Below are 17,576 nucleotides of genomic sequence, written 5' to 3'. Positions count from 1 at the left end.
GTCCGTTCGAGAGTCAAGAGGTACGAGAAGTGTCCACTCCAGTCATCGGCGTCCTCGCCCTGCAGGGCGACGTCCGTGAGCACCTGATCGCGCTGGCCGAGGCCGACGCGCTGGCCCGTCCGGTCCGCCGGGTGGAGGAGCTGGCCGAGGTCGACGCGCTGGTGATCCCCGGCGGGGAGTCCACCACGATGTCCAAGCTGGCGCTGCTGTTCGGCGTGATGGGCCCGCTGCGCGAGCGGGTGGCGGCCGGGATGCCGGTGTACGGGACCTGCGCCGGCATGATCATGCTGGCCGACAAGATCCTGGACGGGCGCGAGGACCAGGAGACGGTGGGCGGCATCGACATGACCGTGCGCCGCAACGCCTTCGGCCGCCAGAACGAGTCCTTCGAGTCGGGCGTCGCCTTCACGGGTCTGGACGAGGCGCCGGTGCACGGGGTGTTCATCCGCGCCCCGTGGGTGGAGGCGGTCGGCGCGGCCGTCGAGGTGCTGGCCGAGCTGCCGGCCGCCGACGGTCCGGAGAGCCGGATCGTCGCGGTCCGCCAGGGCAACCTGCTGGCCACCTCGTTCCACCCCGAGCTCACCGGCGACCACCGGGTGCACGCGTACTTCGTGCGGATGGTCGAGGAGCACCTCGCCGCCGCGTGACGGTAAGCGAACGACCGTGTGCGGGCGAGGACCGACCGCACCGGTAAGATCTCATCTGTTCATTTCCCATTGGCGACGTAAAGGAGCTGGCGATGTCCGGCCACTCTAAGTGGGCTACCACCAAGCACAAGAAGGCCGTGATCGACGCCAAGCGCGGCAAGCTCTTCGCCAAGATGATCAAGAACATCGAGGTGGCGGCGCGCACCGGCGGTCCCGACGTGGGCGGCAACCCGACCCTCTACGACGCCATCCAGAAGGCGAAGAAGAGCTCGGTCCCGATCGACAACATCAACCGCGCCGTCAAGCGCGGTGGCGGTCTGGAGGCCGGCGGCGCCGACTACCAGACCATCATGTACGAGGGCTACGGCCCGAACGGTGTCGCGGTGCTCATCGAGTGCCTCACCGACAACCGCAACCGCGCCGCCTCCGACGTGCGCGTGGCGATGACCCGCAACGGCGGCTCGATGGCCGACCCGGGCTCGGTCTCGTACCTGTTCAACCGCAAGGGCGTCGTGATCGTCCCCAAGGCCGACGGCGTGGACGAGGACAAGCTCTTCGAGGTCGTGCTCGACCAGGAGCCCGAGGAGATCAACGACCTCGGCGACTCGTTCGAGATCGTCTCCGAGGCCTCCAAGATGGTCGCCGTGCGCACCGCCCTGGTGGACGCCGGCGTCGACTACGACTCGGCCGAGGCCAACTTCCTCCCGAGCATGCAGGTCGAGCTGGACGTCGACGGCGCCCGCAAGATCCTGAAGCTGATCGACGCCCTGGAGGACAGCGACGACGTGCAGAACGTCTTCGCCAACTTCGACATCAGCGACGAGGTCGGTGCGCAGCTCGACTCCGAGTGATCGTGCCCCCTTCCGGCCCGGCGGTCCCCAGGACCGCCGGGCCGGTGTCGTCGGTGGCGCTGTCGGTGGTGGGCGGTAGCCTTCGCAGGTCGGAGCGGCTCCGAGCGGCTCTGAGCGGCTCCGAGCAGCTCAGAGCGGTTCGGAGCACGTCGGAGCAGGTCGGGACGGAAGAGGGGGAGCCTTGGTTCGGGTGCTGGGGGTCGATCCGGGGCTGACCAGGTGCGGGATCGGCGTGGTCGAGGGCGCGCCGGGCCGGCCGCTGCGGATGCTCGGGGTCGGGGTGGTGCGCACCCCCGCCGAGGCGGAGATCGGGCCCAGGCTGCTGCTGGTCGAGCAGGGCATCGAGGCCTGGCTGGACGAGCACCGGCCCGAGCTGGTGGCCGTCGAGCGGGTCTTCGCCCAGCACAACGTCCGTACCGTGATGGGCACCGCGCAGGCCAGCGCGGTCGCGATGCTCTGCGCCACCCGGCGCGGCATACCGGTCACCCTGCACACCCCCAGCGAGGTCAAGGCCGCCGTCACCGGCTCCGGTCGGGCCGACAAGGCCCAGGTCACGGCGATGGTGCAGCGGCTGCTGCGGCTCGACGCGCCGCCGAAGCCGGCCGACGCCGCCGACGCGCTGGCGCTGGCCATCTGCCACATCTGGCGCGGCGGCGCCACCAACCGCCTGGAGGCCGCGATCAAGGCGGCCGCCCGTACCACCACCACCCCGCCCGGCCCGAGAGGAACCCTCCGATGATCGCCTTCGTGCAAGGACCAGTGGCGGCGATCTCCGCCGGCCTCGCGGTGGTGGAGGTCGGCGGTGTCGGCATGGCGGTGCAGTGCACGCCGAACACCCTGGCCGGCCTGCGGCTGGGCGAGCCGGTCCGGCTCGCCACCTCGCTGGTGGTCAGGGAGGACTCGCTGACCCTGTTCGGCTTCGCCGACGACGACGAGCGCGCCGTCTTCGAGATCCTCCAGGCCGCGCCCGGGGTCGGCCCGAAGCTGGCGCAGGCCGTGCTCGGGGTGCACAGCCCGGACGCGCTGCGCGCCGCGGTGGCGAGCGGCGACGAGAAGGCGCTGGTGGCGGTGCCCGGCATCGGCAAGGCCAAGGCGGCCAAGCTGCTGCTGGAGTACAAGGACAAGCTGGGCGCGCCGCACGGCGCGGTGCCGGCGCAGAAGCCGGTCGCGTCCGGTCCGGCGCCGTGGGGCGAGCAGCTGCACTCCGCGCTGGTGGGTCTCGGCTACGCGCCCCGGGAGGCGGACGAGGCGGTCGCCGCCGTCACCCCGGAGGCGGAGGCGCAGTCGACTCCGGACGTCGGAGCGCTGCTGCGGCTCGCGCTGCGCGGCCTCAACCGTTCGCGCTGAAGCCATCTGACGATCCGTCACTTTGTCGACACCGATGTGGGAGCCCCCGCCGATGAGCCCGTACGACTCCGAGCCCGCCGACCGGCTGGTGACCGCCGCCGCCGACGGTGAGGACCAGGCCGTCGAGGCGGCGCTGCGCCCCAAGCTGCTGGACGAGTTCATCGGCCAGGAGCGGGTGCGCGAGCAGCTGTCGCTGGTGCTCCAGGCGGCCCGCCGACGCGGCTCCGCGCCGGACCACGTCCTGCTCAGCGGCCCGCCCGGGCTCGGCAAGACCACCCTGTCGATGATCATCGCGGCCGAGCTCGGCGCCCCGATCCGGATCACCTCCGGGCCGGCGATCCAGCACGCGGGGGACCTCGCGGCGATCCTCTCCTCGCTCGCCGAGGGGGAGGTGCTCTTCCTCGACGAGATCCACCGGATGTCCCGGCCCGCCGAGGAGATGCTCTACATGGCGATGGAGGACTTCCGGGTCGACGTGATCGTCGGCAAGGGGCCGGGCGCGACCGCCATCCCGCTGGAGCTGCCGCCGTTCACCCTGGTCGGCGCGACCACCCGGGCCGGTCTGCTGCCGCCGCCGCTGCGGGACCGGTTCGGCTTCACCGGCCACATGGAGTTCTACGCCCCGGCCGAGCTGCAGCGGGTGGTGCACCGCTCGGCCGCGCTGCTGGACGTGGAGATCGACCCGGCGGGCGCGGCCGAGATCGCCGGCCGCTCCCGGGGGACGCCGCGGATCGCCAACCGGCTGCTGCGCCGGGTCCGGGACTACGCGCAGGTGCGGCACGACGGCGTGGTGACCGCCGAGATCGCCGGCCGGGCGCTGGAGGTCTACGAGGTCGACGCCCGTGGTCTGGACCGCCTGGACCGCGCGGTGCTGAGCGCCCTGCTGCGGCTCTTCGGCGGCGGCCCGGTCGGGCTGTCCACCCTGGCGGTCGCGGTCGGCGAGGAGGCCGAGACGGTCGAGGAGGTCGCCGAGCCGTTCCTGGTCCGCGAGGGCCTGCTGGCCCGTACCCCGCGCGGGCGGATCGCCACCGCCGCGGCCTGGCAGCACCTCGGCCTGGTTCCGCCGGACCGGCCGGGCCGCGGCGCGGTGCCCGCCCAGCCCGAACTCTTCGCCCCGGACGGCCCCCGGAGCGCCGAGGACTGAGCGGGAGCCCGGGCGGGAGGCCGAACGGGTGAGGGCGGAGCGTATGCGGAGCGTGTGCGCCCGCGGTCGGGCCGGGCGCGCGATCCGGGGGAGAAGTCCCGGGAAACTGTGCAGGCGGAGGCTCGCCACTTTCGGCGGCAGGATGCGATGCTTGGCGTTGTCCGATCAGTTCGGGGTCGCCTAGACTCCGCCGGACCGCCCCTCTCACCCGAGAGGACGACCAATACCACACAGGCCGCCGGCCGGCGGCCCGTAAAGGACCCTGGCTGCAGTGAACCTCATCATCCTTCTCCTCCCGATCCTCGCGATCGTGCTCATGTTCCGGTCGCAGAAGAAGCGCCAGTCGCAGATGCAGCAGATGCAGACCGCGCTGGAGCCCGGGGCGGGGGTCCGGACCATCGGTGGTCTGTACGCGCGGGTGAAGGCGGTCAACGAGGAGACCGTCGAGCTGGAGATCGCGCCGGGCGTGGTCAGCCACTTCACCAAGAGCGCGATCGCGGCGGTCATGGACCCCGCGGACTACGACGCGATCATCAACGGCCGTCCCGCCGAGGACGAGCCGGTCGACGCCGCGGACGCCGTGGACGCCGAGATCGAGCCGGTCGCGGCCGAGCCGCTGTCGTTCACCAAGGACGACGCCGCCAAGGGCGACGCGAAGGCCGAGGCCGAGGGCGGCGCTCCCGCGAGCAAGTAGTACGGCCGGGCACCCGCCCGGTCGCGCGGCGCAACGCCGCGAGCCCACAGGACTCAGGGCCGCAGTTCCGCCACACCCCGTCCAGCCACGAGCCGGGCGGGCCCGGTGGGGGGAAGTGGCATGGACAGGGAGAAACGAGCAAGGTGGCAACACCCAAGTCGCGCCCGCGCGACGGCTACCCAGGGCGGGCGCTGGCCCTCATCCTGGTCGTCACCGTCGGACTGGTCGCCCTCATGTTCGGGACGGGCAACACCAAGCCCCGCCTCGGGATCGACCTCGCCGGCGGCACCAGCATCACGCTGAGTGCGAAGTCGAGCGACCCCAAGGCGATCAACAAGACCAACATGGACGTCGCCACCGGGATCATCGAGCAGCGGGTCAACGGGATGGGTGTCTCCGAGGCGGAGGTCCAGACCCAGGGTGACCGCAACATCATCGTGAACATCCCCAAGGGCGGGGACAAGCAGACCGCGGCCGACCAGGTCGGCACCACCGCGAAGCTGTTCTTCCGCCCGGTCCTCGCTCTCGCTCCGAGCGGTGTCCAGGCCCCGGCCCCGAGCGCGACGCCGTCCGCGGGCGCGACCGGCACCCCGGCCGCCGCCCCCGCCGCGACCGGGACCGGCTCCGCCGCCCCGAGCGCCGCCGCCGGCACGCCGAGCGCGAGCGCCACCAAGCAGGGCCGCCCGGCCGGCGAGGCCCTCGCGGCCGACAACACGCCGTCGCCGGTCGCCACCACCGGTGCCGCCGCCTCCGCCACCCCGAGCGCCGCCCCGGCCGCCGCGACCGGCACGCCGTCGGCCGCCGCCACCCCGCCGGCGACCCCGGACCTCTCCGCCGCGATGACCTCGGGCACCGTGCCGCCGGAGCTGGCCGCGCAGTTCGCCGCGCTGGACTGCAGCAAGCTGGACCAGCGGAAGAACTACCAGGGCGAGGACGGCGCGCCGACCGTCGCCTGCACGCAGAAGGACGAGAAGGGCCTCTACTACAAGCTCGCGCTCGGCCCCGTCGCGGTCCAGGGCAAGAACGTCACCAAGGCCCAGGCGACCATCGACACCCAGCAGGGCGGCGGCTGGCAGGTCCAGCTGCAGTTCGACGGCAAGGGCACCGACGCGTTCACCGCCGTCACCGGCCAGCTGGCCTCCCAGCCGCAGCCGACCAACCAGTTCGCCATCGTGCTGGACGGCCAGGTCGTCTCCCACCCGGAGGTCCGCAGCGCCATCCCCGGCGGCTCGGCCGTGATCTCCGGCGGCTTCGGCCAGGAGGAGGCGCAGAACCTCGCCAACGTGCTGAGCTTCGGCGCGCTGCCGCTGGAGTTCCAGACCAGCGACGTCACCACGGTCTCCCCGCAGCTCGGCGGCGACCAGCTGAAGGCCGGCCTGGTCGCCGGTCTGATCGGCATGATCCTGGTGGTCCTGTACTCGCTGGTCTACTACCGCGGCCTGGGCCTGGTCTCGATCGCCGGTCTGATCGTCTCGGCGGCCCTGACCTACTCGATCATGAGCCTGCTCGGCGCCGGGATCGGCTTCGCGCTGAACCTGCCGGCGGTCTGCGGCGCCATCGTCGCGATCGGTATCACCGCGGACTCCTTCATCGTGTACTTCGAGCGCATCCGCGACGAGGTCCGCGAGGGCGCGCTGCTGCGCCCGGCCGTCCAGCGGGCCTGGCCGCGTGCCCGGCGCACCATCCTGGTGTCGGACTTCGTCTCCTTCCTCTGCGCCGCCGTGCTCTACGTGGTCTCGGTCGGCAAGGTGCAGGGCTTCGCGTTCACGCTGGGCCTGACCACGGCGCTCGACGTCGTGGTGATCTTCCTCTTCACCAAGCCGCTGATCACGCTGCTGGCCCGCCGGAAGTTCTTCTCCGACGGCCACCCGTGGTCCGGCCTGGACCCGAAGCGGCTGGGCGCCCGCCCGCCGCTGCGCAGCACCCGTCGTCGCAACCCTTCGTCCTCCGCCGCCGTGAAGGGGGCCTGACACCGTGTCGCGCTTCTCCAATCTGGGCCACAAGCTCTACCAGGGCGAGGTCAGTTTCGACTTCGTCGGCCGCCGCAAGCTCTGGTACAGCATCTCGGGCGTGATCGTCCTGGTCGCCGCGATCGGTCTGGCGATGGGCCTGCACCTGGGCATCGAGTTCAAGGGCGGCTCGGTCTACACCGTGGCCAAGCCCGGGCTCACGGTGTCGCAGGCCCAGGACGCCGTCGACAAGATCGTGTCCTCGCACCCGCTGGTGCAGTCGACCGACAACGGCAAGATCCGGATCCAGATCTCCTCCGAGGACAAGACCACCGCCTCGGAGTTCACCGGCAAGCTCGCCCCGGCGATCGGCGTCCCCGCCGCCGAGATCGACACCCAGGTGATCGGCCCCAGCTGGGGTGAGCAGATCTCCCACAAGGCGATCACCGGCCTGGTCATCTTCATGATCCTGGTGACGATCTACCTGGCGATCGCCTTCGAGTGGCGGATGGCGGTGGCCGCCCTGGTCGCCCTCATCCACGACCTCCTGATCACCATCGGCGTCTACGCCCTGGTCGGCTTCGAGGTCACCCCGGGTACCGTGATCGGCTTCCTGACCATCCTCGGTTACTCGCTCTACGACACGGTCGTCGTCTTCGACACGGTCAAGGAGAACGCCAAGGGGCTCACCAAGCAGAACAAGATCACCTACAGCGAGGCGGCCAACGCGGGCCTCAACCAGACCCTGGTCCGCTCGCTCAACACCACGGTGGTCGCCCTGCTCCCGGTGGCGGCGCTGCTGTTCATCGGTGGCGGTCTGCTCGGGGCCGGCACCCTGAACGACATCTCGCTGGCCCTGTTCATCGGTCTCGCCGCCGGTGCCTACTCCTCCATCTGCGTCGCCACCCCGCTGCTCGCGCAGCTGAAGGAGGAGCAGCCGGAGATGAAGGCCCTCGCCAAGCGGGTGGCCCAGCGCCGGGCCGCCGAGGCCAAGGCCGCCACGGCGGCGGAGGCCGGCGAGGGCGAGGAGATCGCGGACGAGGACCTGCCGGCGGGTATGGTCGGTCAGCGCGGCCGAGGGGCCGGCACCACGCGTGCCAAGGGCCGTCCGTCCACCAAGCGCTGATCCCCGCCTACCGTAAGGACCGTTCGTGACCACCGCCGACACCGCACTCGCCGAGCTGCTCACCAGCCGGATCCGGGACGTCCAGGACTACCCGAAGCCGGGCGTGCTGTTCAAGGACATCGCGCCGCTGCTCGCCGACGCCGAGGCCTTCGCCGCGCTCACCCGGGCGCTGGCGGAGCGGGCCCGGGAGCTCGGGGCGACCAAGGTGGTCGGTCTGGAGGCGCGCGGGTTCGTGCTGGCGGCCCCGGCGGCCTTCGCGGCCGGGCTCGGCTTCGTGCCGATCCGCAAGCAGGGCAAGCTGCCCGGCGAGGTGTTCCGGCGCTCGTACGAGCTGGAGTACGGCTCGGCGACGCTGGAGGTGCAGTGCGACGCCTTCACGCCCGGTGAGCGGGTGCTGGTCGTGGACGACGTGCTGGCCACCGGCGGGACCGTCGGGGCCTCGCTGGACCTGGTCCGGGAGGCCGGGGCCGAGCTGGCCGGCGTGGTGGTGCTGATGGAGCTGGGCTTCCTCGGCGGCCGCGAGCGGCTCGTCCCGCACCTGGGCGGCGCTCCGCTGGAGACGCTGGTCACGATCTGACAGCGGTCGTGCTCCTCCGGTACCGGTCACGGTCCGAGGACGCACGACCCGGACGGGCGGCGGTCGGAAACATCCGGCCGCCGCCCGTCCTTGTGTCCGGCGTGTGTCCGGCCCGTGTGCGGGGCCCGGCCGACCGAACGGCGCGGCGCCGGGCTCGGTACCATGAAGGTTCATCCCCTCCCGGTTGCGCGGGGCGCGGTCCGAGCCGCACGGCGCCCGCGGGGGGCAGGCCCAGTGCCCGAGGAGTGTCCTTGCCCGACGAGGTTGTGCCCAAGGCCGCTGCGGCCGCCCCCGAGAACCGGCCCACGCCCTCGGGGGCCACCCCGGCACGCCCGGCGCCGACCCCGTCCCGACCGCCCGCCCCGGGCGGCCGGGCCTCCACCGCCGGAGGCATGCGCGCCCGCCTCGCCCGCCTCGGCGGCCAGCGCTCCAGCGTCCTCAACCCGGTGCTGGAGCCGCTGTTCCGCTCCATCCGGGCCAACGACCCCAAGGCCGATCCGGCGCTGCTGCGGGACATCGAGAAGGCGTACGCGGTCGCCGAGAAGTGGCACCGCGGGCAGAAGCGCAAGAGCGGCGACCCCTACATCACCCACCCGCTGGCGGTCGCCACCATCCTGGCCGAGCTGGGCATGGACGCCGCGACCCTGATGGCCGGGCTGCTGCACGACACCGTCGAGGACACCGACTACGGCCTGGAGACCCTGCGCAAGGACTTCGGCGACTCGGTGGCCCTGCTGGTCGACGGCGTCACCAAGCTGGACCGGGTCAAGTTCGGCGAGGCCGCGCAGGCCGAGACGGTCCGCAAGATGGTCGTCGCGATGGCCAAGGACCCGCGGGTCCTGGTGATCAAGCTGGCCGACCGGCTGCACAACATGCGCACCATGCGCTACCTCAAGCGGGAGAAGCAGGAGAAGAAGGCCCGCGAGACGCTGGAGATCTACGCCCCGCTGGCGCACCGGCTGGGCATGAACACCATCAAGTGGGAGCTGGAGGACCTCGCCTTCGCGATCCTCTACCCCAAGATGTACGACGAGATCGTCCGGCTGGTCGCCGAGCGCGCCCCCAAGCGGGACGAGTACCTGGCGACCGTCATCGACCAGGTCCAGGGCGACCTGCGCGGCGCCCGGATCACCGCCTCCGTCACCGGCCGGCCGAAGCACTACTACTCGGTCTACCAGAAGATGATCGTCCGGGGCCGGGACTTCGCCGAGATCTACGACCTGGTGGGCATCCGGGTCCTGGTCGACACCGTCCGCGACTGCTACGCGGCGCTGGGCACCATCCACGCGCGGTGGAACCCGGTGCCGGGGCGGTTCAAGGACTACATCGCGATGCCCAAGTTCAACATGTACCAGTCGCTGCACACCACGGTGATCGGTCCCGGGGGCAAGCCGGTCGAGCTGCAGATCCGCACCTTCGACATGCACCGCCGGGCCGAGTACGGCATCGCCGCGCACTGGAAGTACAAGCAGCGGGCGGTGGCCGGCGCCTCCAAGGTGCGCACCGACACCCCGACCCAGACCCGCAAGGACGACAAGGCCGGCGCCGTCAACGAGATGGCCTGGCTGCGGCAGCTGCTGGACTGGCAGAAGGAGACCGCCGACCCGAGCGAGTTCCTGGAGTCGCTCCGCTTCGACCTGGCCAGCAACGAGGTCTTCGTCTTCACGCCCAAGGGCGACGTCATAGCGCTCCCGGCCGGCGCCACCCCGGTGGACTTCGCCTTCGCGGTGCACACCGAGGTCGGGTACCGCACCATAGGGGCCCGGGTGAACGGGCGGCTGGTGCCGCTGGAGTCGACCCTGGAGAACGGCGACACCGTCGAGGTGTTCACCTCCAAGGCGGAGAACGCCGGACCGTCCCGGGACTGGCTGGGCTTCGTCAAGTCGCCCCGGGCCCGCAACAAGATCCGGGCCTGGTTCTCCAAGGAGCGCCGCGAGGAGGCGATCGAGCAGGGCAAGGAGGCGATCGTCCGGGCGATGCGCAAGCAGGGCCTGCCGATCCAGCGGATCCTCACCGGGGACTCGCTGGTCACCCTGGCCCACGAGATGCGCTACCCGGACATCTCCTCGCTGTACGCGGCGATCGGCGAGGGCCATGTCGCCGCGCAGAACATCGTCCAGAAGCTGGTGCAGGCGCTGGGCGGCGAGGAGGGCGCTACCGAGGACCTCGCCGAGACGGCCACGCCCACGCACGACAACCGGCGCGCGGCGCGCCGCCGGGCCAAGGGCGACCCCGGCGTGATCGTCAAGGGCGTCGAGGACGTCTGGGTGAAGCTGTCGCGCTGCTGCACCCCCGTCCCGGGCGACGGCATCGTGGGCTTCATCACCCGCGGCAACGGCGTCTCGGTGCACCGCGCCGACTGCGTCAACGTGGAGGCGCTCAACCAGCAGCCCGAGCGGATGATCGACGTCGAGTGGGCGGCCACCCAGTCCTCGGTCTTCCTGGTGGCGATCCAGGTCGAGGCGCTGGACCGGTCCCGGCTGCTCTCCGACGTCACCCGGGTGCTGTCGGACCAGCACGTCAACATCCTGTCGGCGGCGGTGCAGACCTCCCGCGACCGGGTGGCGATGAGCCGGTTCACCTTCGAGATGGGCGACCCCAAGCACCTCGGCCACGTCCTCAAGGCGGTCCGCGGCGTCGAGGGCGTCTACGACGTCTACCGCGTCACCTCGGCCCGCAAGTAGCAACCGGCCGGCATTGTGGCCGGCACAGCGCGAAGGGCCCCCGGGGAGCGATCCCCGGGGGCCCTTCGCGCTGTCAGTGGCCGGATCAGCCGCTGAACTCCTCCTGGCTGCGGTGGGCCTGGTTCAGCAGCTCCTCGACGCCGGCCAGCTCGGACTCCAGCTTCGCCGTCCGGGAGGCGTTGCCGGCCGCGCGGGCCTTGTCGAGGTCGGCGCGGAGCTTGTCGGCCTTGGCCTGGAACAGGCCGACCATGCCGGCCGCGCGGGCCTTGGCCTCCGGGTTGGAGCGCTTCCACTCGCTGTCCTCGGCCTCGCGGATCGCCCGCTCGACCGTGTTCAGCCGGCCGTCCAGCTTCGGACGGACATCGCGCGGCACGTGGCCGATGGCCTCCCAGCGCTCGTTGATCTCGCGCAGCGCCGCCTTGGCGGCCTTGAGATCGGTGATCGGCAGGATGGTCTCGGCCTCGGCCGCCAGCGCCTCCTTGAGCTTCTGGTTGGCCACCTGCTCGGCGTCACGCTCGCTGAACACCGCGGAACGCGCCTGGAAGAAGACGTCCTGGGCGCCGCGGAACCGCGCCCACAGCTCGTCCTCGATGTCGCGCTGGGCGCGCCCGGCGGCCTTCCAGCGCGCCATCAGGTCGCGGTAGGCGGCCGCCGTGTCGCCCCAGTCGGTGGACGAGGAGAGCGCCTCGGCCTCGGTGACCAGCTGCTCCTTGGTGAGCCGGGCCTGCTCGCGCTCGGCGTCCAGCGACGCGAAGTGCGACTTGCGGTGCTTGGAGAAGACCGAGCGGGCGTGCGAGAAGCGGTGCCACAGCTCGTCGTCGCTCTTGCGGTCCAGCCGGGGCAGGGCCTTCCAGGTGTCCACCAGGGCGCGGAGCCGGTCGCCGGCCTCCCGCCACTGGGTGGACTCGGCGAGCTGCTCGGCCTCGGCGACCAGCGCCTCCTTGGCGGTGCGGGTCTCGTCCTGGGCCTTCGCGCGGGCGGCCTTGCGCTCCTCGCGGCGGCTGTCGATCTCGCCGGTGAGCGTCTCCAGGCGCTTGGCCAGCGCGGCCAGGTCGCCCACCGCGTGCGCCTCGGTGACCTGCTCGCGCAGGTGCTCCAGCGCGGCCTGGGCGTCCTTGGCGGCCAGGTCGGTGGTGCGCACCCGCTTCTCCAGCAGGCCGATCTCCACCTCGATGCCCTGGTACTTGCGCTCGAAGTAGGCGAGCGCCTCCTCGGGCGAGCCGGCCTGCCAGGAGCCGACGACGCGTTCGCCGTCCGCGGTCCTGACGTAGACCGTGCCCTGCTCGTCGACACGGCCCCACGGGTCGCTGCTCATAGCGCGTCCTCCACATGACGTCGCGCCCACCGCCGGGGCGGTAGGCGTCCGTCGTCCACAGTTGATGTGCGGCGGACCGATGAGTCCGCCGTCCCCGTCCGCCGTGTCCTGCTTGCCGAGGGTGACGGCCGGCGGGTCTGGGCACCCTATACAACGCCAACATAGGCGACCAGGCCCGGTGCTGTCCGCATCCGGGCCGGGCGATTTCGGGTCCGGGGCCGCCCGGCGGGCCGCGTGGGCGCCGCCGGGCCGGTCCCGGGGCGGATCAACCCTTGGCGGCGGTCACCGAGTTGAGGGTGACGTCGGCCATCGGGTGGCCGTCCGTGCCGCCCTCCAGGGTGCCCGCGGCGGCGATCTTCTGGAGCACGTCCAGACCGCCGGTGATCTTGCCGAAGGGGGTGTAGTTCGGCGGCAGCTGGGTGTCCTTGTAGACCAGGAAGAACTGGCTGCCGTTGGTGCCGGGGCCGGAGTTGGCCATCGCCACGGTGCCGGCCGGGTACGTCGCGCCGGTGAGGTTCTCGTCGGCGAACTTGTAGCCCGGGCCGCCGGTGCCGCCGGGGGCGGTGGCGCTGGCGGTCGGGTCGCCGCACTGCAGCACGAAGATGCCGTCGGTGGTGAGGCGGTGGCACTTGGTGTGGTCGAAGTACTTCTCGCCGGCCAGGAAGGCGAAGGAGTTGACCGTGTGCGGGGCCTTGGCGGCGTCCAGCGCCAGCGTCACCTTGCCGCAGTTGCTGTCCAGCGTCGCGGTCCAGGTCGCCTTGGCGTCCACGGTCATGGCCGGCTCGGCCTGCCACTGCTTGCCGTTCGGGGTGCCCGGGGCGGCCTCGCCGCAGCCCTCGACCGCCTTGCGGGTCGGGACCGTCGGCTCGGTCGGGGTGGGCGCGGCCTGGGCGGCGGGGTCGCTCTTCTTCTTGTCGTCCGAGTCGAAGGCACCGGTCGCGAACAGGGTGCCGCCGCCGGCCAGCACGACCACCGCCAACGCGGCGCCGAGGACGCTGTTGCGGCGCTTGCGCGCGGCCGCCGCGGCGGCCCGGCGCTCCGCCTGGCGTTCGTACTTGTCACGGGCGAGCTGCCGCCGCCGCTGTTCGCTGGTGACCACCGGCTTTGTCTCCTACGGAAGTGCTGGTCGCTGATGTGTGGGCCTCGTGTGTGCGATGCCGATGCGGATCATCGCACCCATCGGCGGCCAAGTGTAGGGACCGCGACCGTAAGAACGGGGTGAACCTGTCAGGTCGAAGTGAACCTGTCACCCGGATCTGGTTCGCAACCGGACCCGGACCGCCGGTAGGCTGCCCCTGCAGTCACAGCTTGTAGCAGCAGCCGGAGCCACCGCGGCGGCCGAAGCCCGAGAGACCGAGACCGACACCGAAGGACGCGCGTGTTCATCGCCGGATTCCCCGCTGGAGCCTGGGGCACCAACTGCTACCTGGTCGCGCCGGGACCGGGCGAGGAGTGCGTCATCGTCGATCCCGGCCACCAGGCCGCAGCCGGCGTCGAGGAACTCGTCCGCGAGCACCGGCTGAAGCCGGTCGCGGTGCTGCTCACCCACGGCCACATCGACCACGTCGCCTCCGTGGTCCCGGTCTGCGGCGCCAAGGGCGTCCCGGCCTGGATCCATCCCGAGGACCGCTACATGATGAGCGACCCCGAGCGGGCGCTCGGCCGCTCCCTGGGCACCCAGCTGATGGGCGAGCTCACCGTCGGCGAGCCGGACGACGTCCGCGAGCTGACCGACGGCAGCGTGCTGGAGCTCGCGGGCCTGTCGCTCACCGTCGACCACGCCCCCGGCCATACCGGGGGGTCGGTGACGTTCCGGACGCCCGGCGCCGAGGACCTCCCTCCGGTGCTCTTCTCGGGCGACCTGCTCTTCGCCGGCTCCATAGGGCGGACGGACCTCCCGGGCGGGGACGGCGAGGCGATCATGCGCTCGCTGGCCCGGGTGTGCCTGCCCCTCGACGACGCCACCGTGGTCCTCTCCGGCCACGGCGGACAGACCACCATCGGCCGCGAGCGCGCCACCAACCCCTACCTCCGACAGGCAGCGGGGGCGGACGGCGCCCCGGCTTTCCCGCGACGAGGAATGTGACGGAAGAGAAGTTGAGCACCTTCACCGCCCCCAAGGGCACCTACGACCTGCTGCCGCCCAGCTCCGCGACCTTCCTGGCGATCCGCGAGGCCATCGCCGTCCCCGCCCGCCGGGCCGGCTACGGGTACATCGAGACCCCGGTCTTCGAGGACGTCAAGCTGTTCTCCCGCGGTGTCGGCGAGTCCACGGACATCGTCTCCAAGGAGATGTACAGCCTCACCACCAAGGGCGGCGACGAGCTCGCGCTGCGCCCCGAGGGCACCGCCTCCGTGCTGCGCGCCGCGCTCCAGGCCAACCTGCACAAGCAGGGCAACCTGCCGGTCAAGCTCTGGTACTCCGGCTCGTACTACCGCTACGAGCGGGCCCAGAAGGGCCGCTACCGCCAGTTCTCGCAGGTCGGCGCCGAGGCGATCGGCGCCGAGGACCCGGCGCTGGACGCCGAGCTGATCATCCTCGCCGACGACGCCTTCCGGACGCTCGGCCTGAGCGACTACTCGCTGCTGCTCAACAGCCTCGGCGACAAGCAGTGCCGCCCGGTCTACCGCGCCGCCCTGATCGAGTTCCTGGCCGGCCTGGACCTCGACGAGGACACCCGCCGCCGCGCGGAGATCAACCCGCTGCGCGTCCTCGACGACAAGCGCGAGTCCGTCCAGGCCCAGCTCGTCGGCGCCCCGATGCTGCGCGACTACCTCTGCGAGGACTGCAAGTCCTACGACGAGAAGGTCCGCGAGCTGCTCACCGCCAACGGCGTCGCCTTCGTCGACGACCCCAAGCTGGTCCGCGGGCTGGACTACTACACCCGCACCACCTTCGAGTTCGTGCACAACGGCCTCGGCGCCCAGTCCGCGATCGGCGGCGGCGGCCGCTACGACGGCCTGTCCGAGATGATCGGCGGCCCCGCGCTGCCCTCGGTCGGCTGGGCACTCGGCGTGGACCGCACCTTCCTGGCCCTGGAGGCCGAGGGCGTCGCCCTCGAACTGCCGGCCGCCACCTCCGTCTACGCCGTCGCGCTCGGCGAGGAGGCCAAGAACGTCCTGTTCGCCAAGGTCGTCGAGCTGCGCCGGGCCGGCGTCGCCACCGACCTCGCCTTCGGCGTCAAGAGCATCAAGAACGCCATGAAGTCCGCCGACCGATCCGGCGCCCGCTTCGCCCTCGTCGCCGGCGACCGGGACCTCGCGGAGGGCGTGGTCCAGCTCAAGGACCTCACCACCGGCGAGCAGAACCCCGTCGCCCTCGACGCACTCGTCACCACCCTGAAGGAGAAGCAGCTGTGATCCGCACGCACGACGCGGGCACGCTCCGCCCGGAGCACGCAGGCACCACCGTCACCCTGGCCGGCTGGGTCGCCCGCCGCCGCGACCACGGCGGCGTCGCCTTCATCGACCTGCGCGACGCCTCCGGCACCGTGCAGATCGTGGTCCGCGACCTCGACTCCGTGCACGGCCTGCGCGCCGAGTACTGCGTCAAGGTGGTCGGCGACGTCCGGGTCCGCCCCGAGGGCAACGAGAACCCCGACATCCCGACCGGCGCCGTCGAGGTCGTGGTCAGCGCGATCGAGGTCCTCTCCGAGGCCGCTCCGCTGCCGTTCCCGGTCGCCGAGTACGAGCCCGGCACGGTCAACGAGGAGGTCCGCCTCCGCTACCGCTACCTCGACCTGCGCCGCGAGGGCCCGGCCAAGGGCCTGCGCCTGCGCTCCAAGGTCAACAACATCATCCGCCGGGTGATGGAGGACAACGACTACCTCGACATCGAGACGCCGTACCTCACCCGCTCCACCCCCGAGGGCGCCCGCGACTTCCTGGTCCCGGTCCGCCTCCAGCCCGGCCACTGGTACGCCCTGCCGCAGTCGCCCCAGCTGTTCAAGCAGCTGCTGATGGTGGCCGGCATGGAGCGCTACTACCAGATCGCCCGCTGCTTCCGCGACGAGGACTTCCGCGCCGACCGCCAGCCGGAGTTCACCCAGCTCGACATCGAGGCCTCCTTCGTCGACCAGGAGGACATCCTGGCCCTCGGCGAGAAGATCATCGGCTCGATCTGGCGCGAGGTCCACGGCTACGAGGTCCCGAACCCGCTGCCGCGGATGACCTACGCCGACGCCATGGGCCGCTACGGCTCGGACAAGCCGGACGTCCGCTTCGGCCAGGAGCTCACCGACCTCACCGAGTACTTCCGGGGCACCGAGTTCCGGGTCTTCCAGGCCCCGTACGTCGGCGCCGTGGTCATGCCCGGCGGTGCCTCGCAGCCGCGCAAGCAGCTCGACGCCTGGCAGGACTGGGCCAAGGCGCGCGGCGCCAAGGGCCTCGCCTACGTGCTCATCGACGCCGAGACCGGCGAGCTGCGCGGCCCGGTCGCCAAGAACCTCTCCGAGGAGCACCTGGCCGGCCTCGCCGCCGCCGCCGGTGCCAAGAACGGCGACGCGGTCTTCTTCGCGGCCGGCAAGGAGCGCCCCTCGCAGGAGCTGCTCGGTGCCGCCCGACTGGAGATCGGCCGCCGCTGCGAGCTCATCGACGAGTCCCAGTGGGCCTTCCTCTGGGTCGTCGACTTCCCGATGTTCGAGCCGATCGAGGACGACAAGGGCGCCTTCCAGGGCTGGCACGCGGTGCACCACCCCTTCACCGCCCCCACCGCCGAGTCGCTGGCGACCTTCGACACCGACCCGGGCAGCGCCCTGTCCAACGCCTACGACCTCGTGCTCAACGGCTCGGAGCTGGGCGGCGGTTCGATCCGTATCCACCAGCGGGACGTGCAGAAGCGGGCGTTCGACGCGATCGGCCTCTCCGAGGAGGAGGCCGCCTCGCAGTTCGGCTTCCTGCTGGACGCCTTCAACTACGGCCCGCCGCCGCACGGTGGTGTCGCCTTCGGCCTCGACCGGATCGTCACCCTGCTCGGCGGGTACGACACCATCCGCGACGTCATCGCCTTCCCGAAGACGTCCACCGGTGGCGACCCGCTGACCGGCGCCCCCACCCCGATCACCCCGGCGCAGCGCCGCGAGGCCGGCGTGGACGCCCAGCCGAAGGTCCGCGAGGACGCCAAGTCCGAGGCGCAGCCGAAGGCCTGACATTCCGTCGGCCGGCATCGGCTAACCTTTCACGGCCCCGGACAGCAACCGCGCTGTCCGGGGCCGGTCCACAACGGTGTGCGACAGAGAGAGGG

The 17,576-nt window shown here is 71.9% G+C and carries 15 protein-coding genes; 13 read left to right on the top strand and 2 right to left on the bottom strand.

Annotated features, from left to right (window positions below; translation table 11 throughout):
- Window positions 1–29 precede the first annotated feature (29 nt).
- The 10 genes from pdxT to ACW14Y_RS10330 all read left to right on the top strand — a co-directional run bounded on the left by pdxT (window position 30) and on the right by ACW14Y_RS10330 (window position 11,019).
- Window positions 30–647 (top strand): pyridoxal 5'-phosphate synthase glutaminase subunit PdxT, encoded by a 618-nt coding sequence (gene pdxT, locus ACW14Y_RS10375; RefSeq protein WP_266275261.1) that lies wholly within the window; start codon window positions 30–32, stop codon window positions 645–647.
- 92 nt (window positions 648–739) lie between these two features.
- Window positions 740–1,498 (top strand): YebC/PmpR family DNA-binding transcriptional regulator, encoded by a 759-nt coding sequence (locus ACW14Y_RS10370; RefSeq protein WP_045938301.1) that lies wholly within the window; start codon window positions 740–742, stop codon window positions 1,496–1,498.
- 181 nt (window positions 1,499–1,679) lie between these two features.
- Window positions 1,680–2,237, top strand: coding sequence for a crossover junction endodeoxyribonuclease RuvC (ruvC, locus tag ACW14Y_RS10365; RefSeq protein ID WP_380310104.1), 558 nt, complete (start codon window positions 1,680–1,682; stop codon window positions 2,235–2,237).
- Window positions 2,234–2,845, top strand: a complete 612-nt coding sequence (gene ruvA, locus ACW14Y_RS10360; protein WP_380310106.1) for a Holliday junction branch migration protein RuvA — start codon at window positions 2,234–2,236, stop codon at window positions 2,843–2,845. The genes ruvC and ruvA overlap by 4 nt, the downstream gene beginning before the upstream one ends.
- Window positions 2,846–2,897: 52 nt before the next feature.
- Window positions 2,898–3,989, top strand: coding sequence for a Holliday junction branch migration DNA helicase RuvB (gene ruvB, locus ACW14Y_RS10355; RefSeq protein WP_380310108.1), 1,092 nt, complete (start codon window positions 2,898–2,900; stop codon window positions 3,987–3,989).
- 271 nt (window positions 3,990–4,260) lie between these two features.
- Window positions 4,261–4,683 (top strand): preprotein translocase subunit YajC, encoded by a 423-nt coding sequence (gene yajC / locus ACW14Y_RS10350; protein ID WP_051741811.1) that lies wholly within the window; start codon window positions 4,261–4,263, stop codon window positions 4,681–4,683.
- 143 nt (window positions 4,684–4,826) lie between these two features.
- Window positions 4,827–6,653, top strand: coding sequence for a protein translocase subunit SecD (gene secD / locus ACW14Y_RS10345; protein ID WP_380310110.1), 1,827 nt, complete (start codon window positions 4,827–4,829; stop codon window positions 6,651–6,653).
- 4 nt (window positions 6,654–6,657) lie between these two features.
- Window positions 6,658–7,758 carry a protein translocase subunit SecF gene (gene secF / locus ACW14Y_RS10340; protein WP_266275273.1) on the top strand — a complete coding sequence of 367 codons (1,101 nt, stop codon included), beginning with the start codon at window positions 6,658–6,660 and terminating at the stop codon, window positions 7,756–7,758.
- 25 nt (window positions 7,759–7,783) lie between these two features.
- Window positions 7,784–8,335, top strand: a complete 552-nt coding sequence (locus ACW14Y_RS10335) for an adenine phosphoribosyltransferase (RefSeq protein ID WP_380310112.1) — start codon at window positions 7,784–7,786, stop codon at window positions 8,333–8,335.
- 245 nt (window positions 8,336–8,580) lie between these two features.
- Window positions 8,581–11,019, top strand: a complete 2,439-nt coding sequence (locus ACW14Y_RS10330) for a RelA/SpoT family protein (RefSeq protein WP_380310114.1) — start codon at window positions 8,581–8,583, stop codon at window positions 11,017–11,019.
- Between the two features lie 85 nt (window positions 11,020–11,104).
- Here ACW14Y_RS10330 and ACW14Y_RS10325 read toward each other — a convergent pair whose 3' ends face one another.
- Both ACW14Y_RS10325 and ACW14Y_RS10320 read right to left on the bottom strand, forming a co-directional pair.
- Window positions 11,105–12,334: a DUF349 domain-containing protein gene (locus tag ACW14Y_RS10325; RefSeq protein WP_380310116.1), complete on the bottom strand. Its 1,230-nt coding sequence runs from the start codon at window positions 12,332–12,334 to the stop codon at window positions 11,105–11,107.
- Window positions 12,335–12,599: 265 nt separating this feature from the next.
- Entirely contained in the window at window positions 12,600–13,433 is an 834-nt protein-coding gene (locus ACW14Y_RS10320) for a peptidylprolyl isomerase (protein ID WP_380310118.1), read from the bottom strand.
- Between the two features lie 279 nt (window positions 13,434–13,712).
- Between ACW14Y_RS10320 and ACW14Y_RS10315 the strand changes: the two genes are divergently transcribed.
- From ACW14Y_RS10315 to aspS, 3 genes are read left to right on the top strand one after another with little or no spacing between them, the layout of a single operon-like run.
- Window positions 13,713–14,420, top strand: a complete 708-nt coding sequence (locus ACW14Y_RS10315; protein WP_045938310.1) for an MBL fold metallo-hydrolase — start codon at window positions 13,713–13,715, stop codon at window positions 14,418–14,420.
- 11 nt (window positions 14,421–14,431) lie between these two features.
- Window positions 14,432–15,694, top strand: a complete 1,263-nt coding sequence (hisS, locus tag ACW14Y_RS10310) for a histidine--tRNA ligase (RefSeq protein WP_456986599.1) — start codon at window positions 14,432–14,434, stop codon at window positions 15,692–15,694.
- Window positions 15,691–17,481: an aspartate--tRNA ligase gene (gene aspS / locus ACW14Y_RS10305; RefSeq protein WP_030396041.1), complete on the top strand. Its 1,791-nt coding sequence runs from the start codon at window positions 15,691–15,693 to the stop codon at window positions 17,479–17,481. The genes hisS and aspS overlap by 4 nt, the downstream gene beginning before the upstream one ends.
- Window positions 17,482–17,576: the final 95 nt, after the last annotated feature.

The organism is Kitasatospora sp. cg17-2 (assembly GCF_054031055.1).
Note: the sequence above shows the minus strand (reverse complement) of the source record. Positions and strands in the feature narration are given on the sequence as shown.

Coding starts and splice junctions, on each gene's coding strand:
- ACW14Y_RS10370 (WP_045938301.1), top strand. CDS start 740: ATGTCCGGCCACTCTAAGTGGGCTACCACCAAGCACAAGAAGGCCGTG.
- ruvA (WP_380310106.1), top strand. CDS start 2,234: ATGATCGCCTTCGTGCAAGGACCAGTGGCGGCGATCTCCGCCGGCCTC.
- ruvB (WP_380310108.1), top strand. CDS start 2,898: ATGAGCCCGTACGACTCCGAGCCCGCCGACCGGCTGGTGACCGCCGCC.
- ACW14Y_RS10325 (WP_380310116.1), bottom strand. CDS start 12,334: ATGAGCAGCGACCCGTGGGGCCGTGTCGACGAGCAGGGCACGGTCTAC.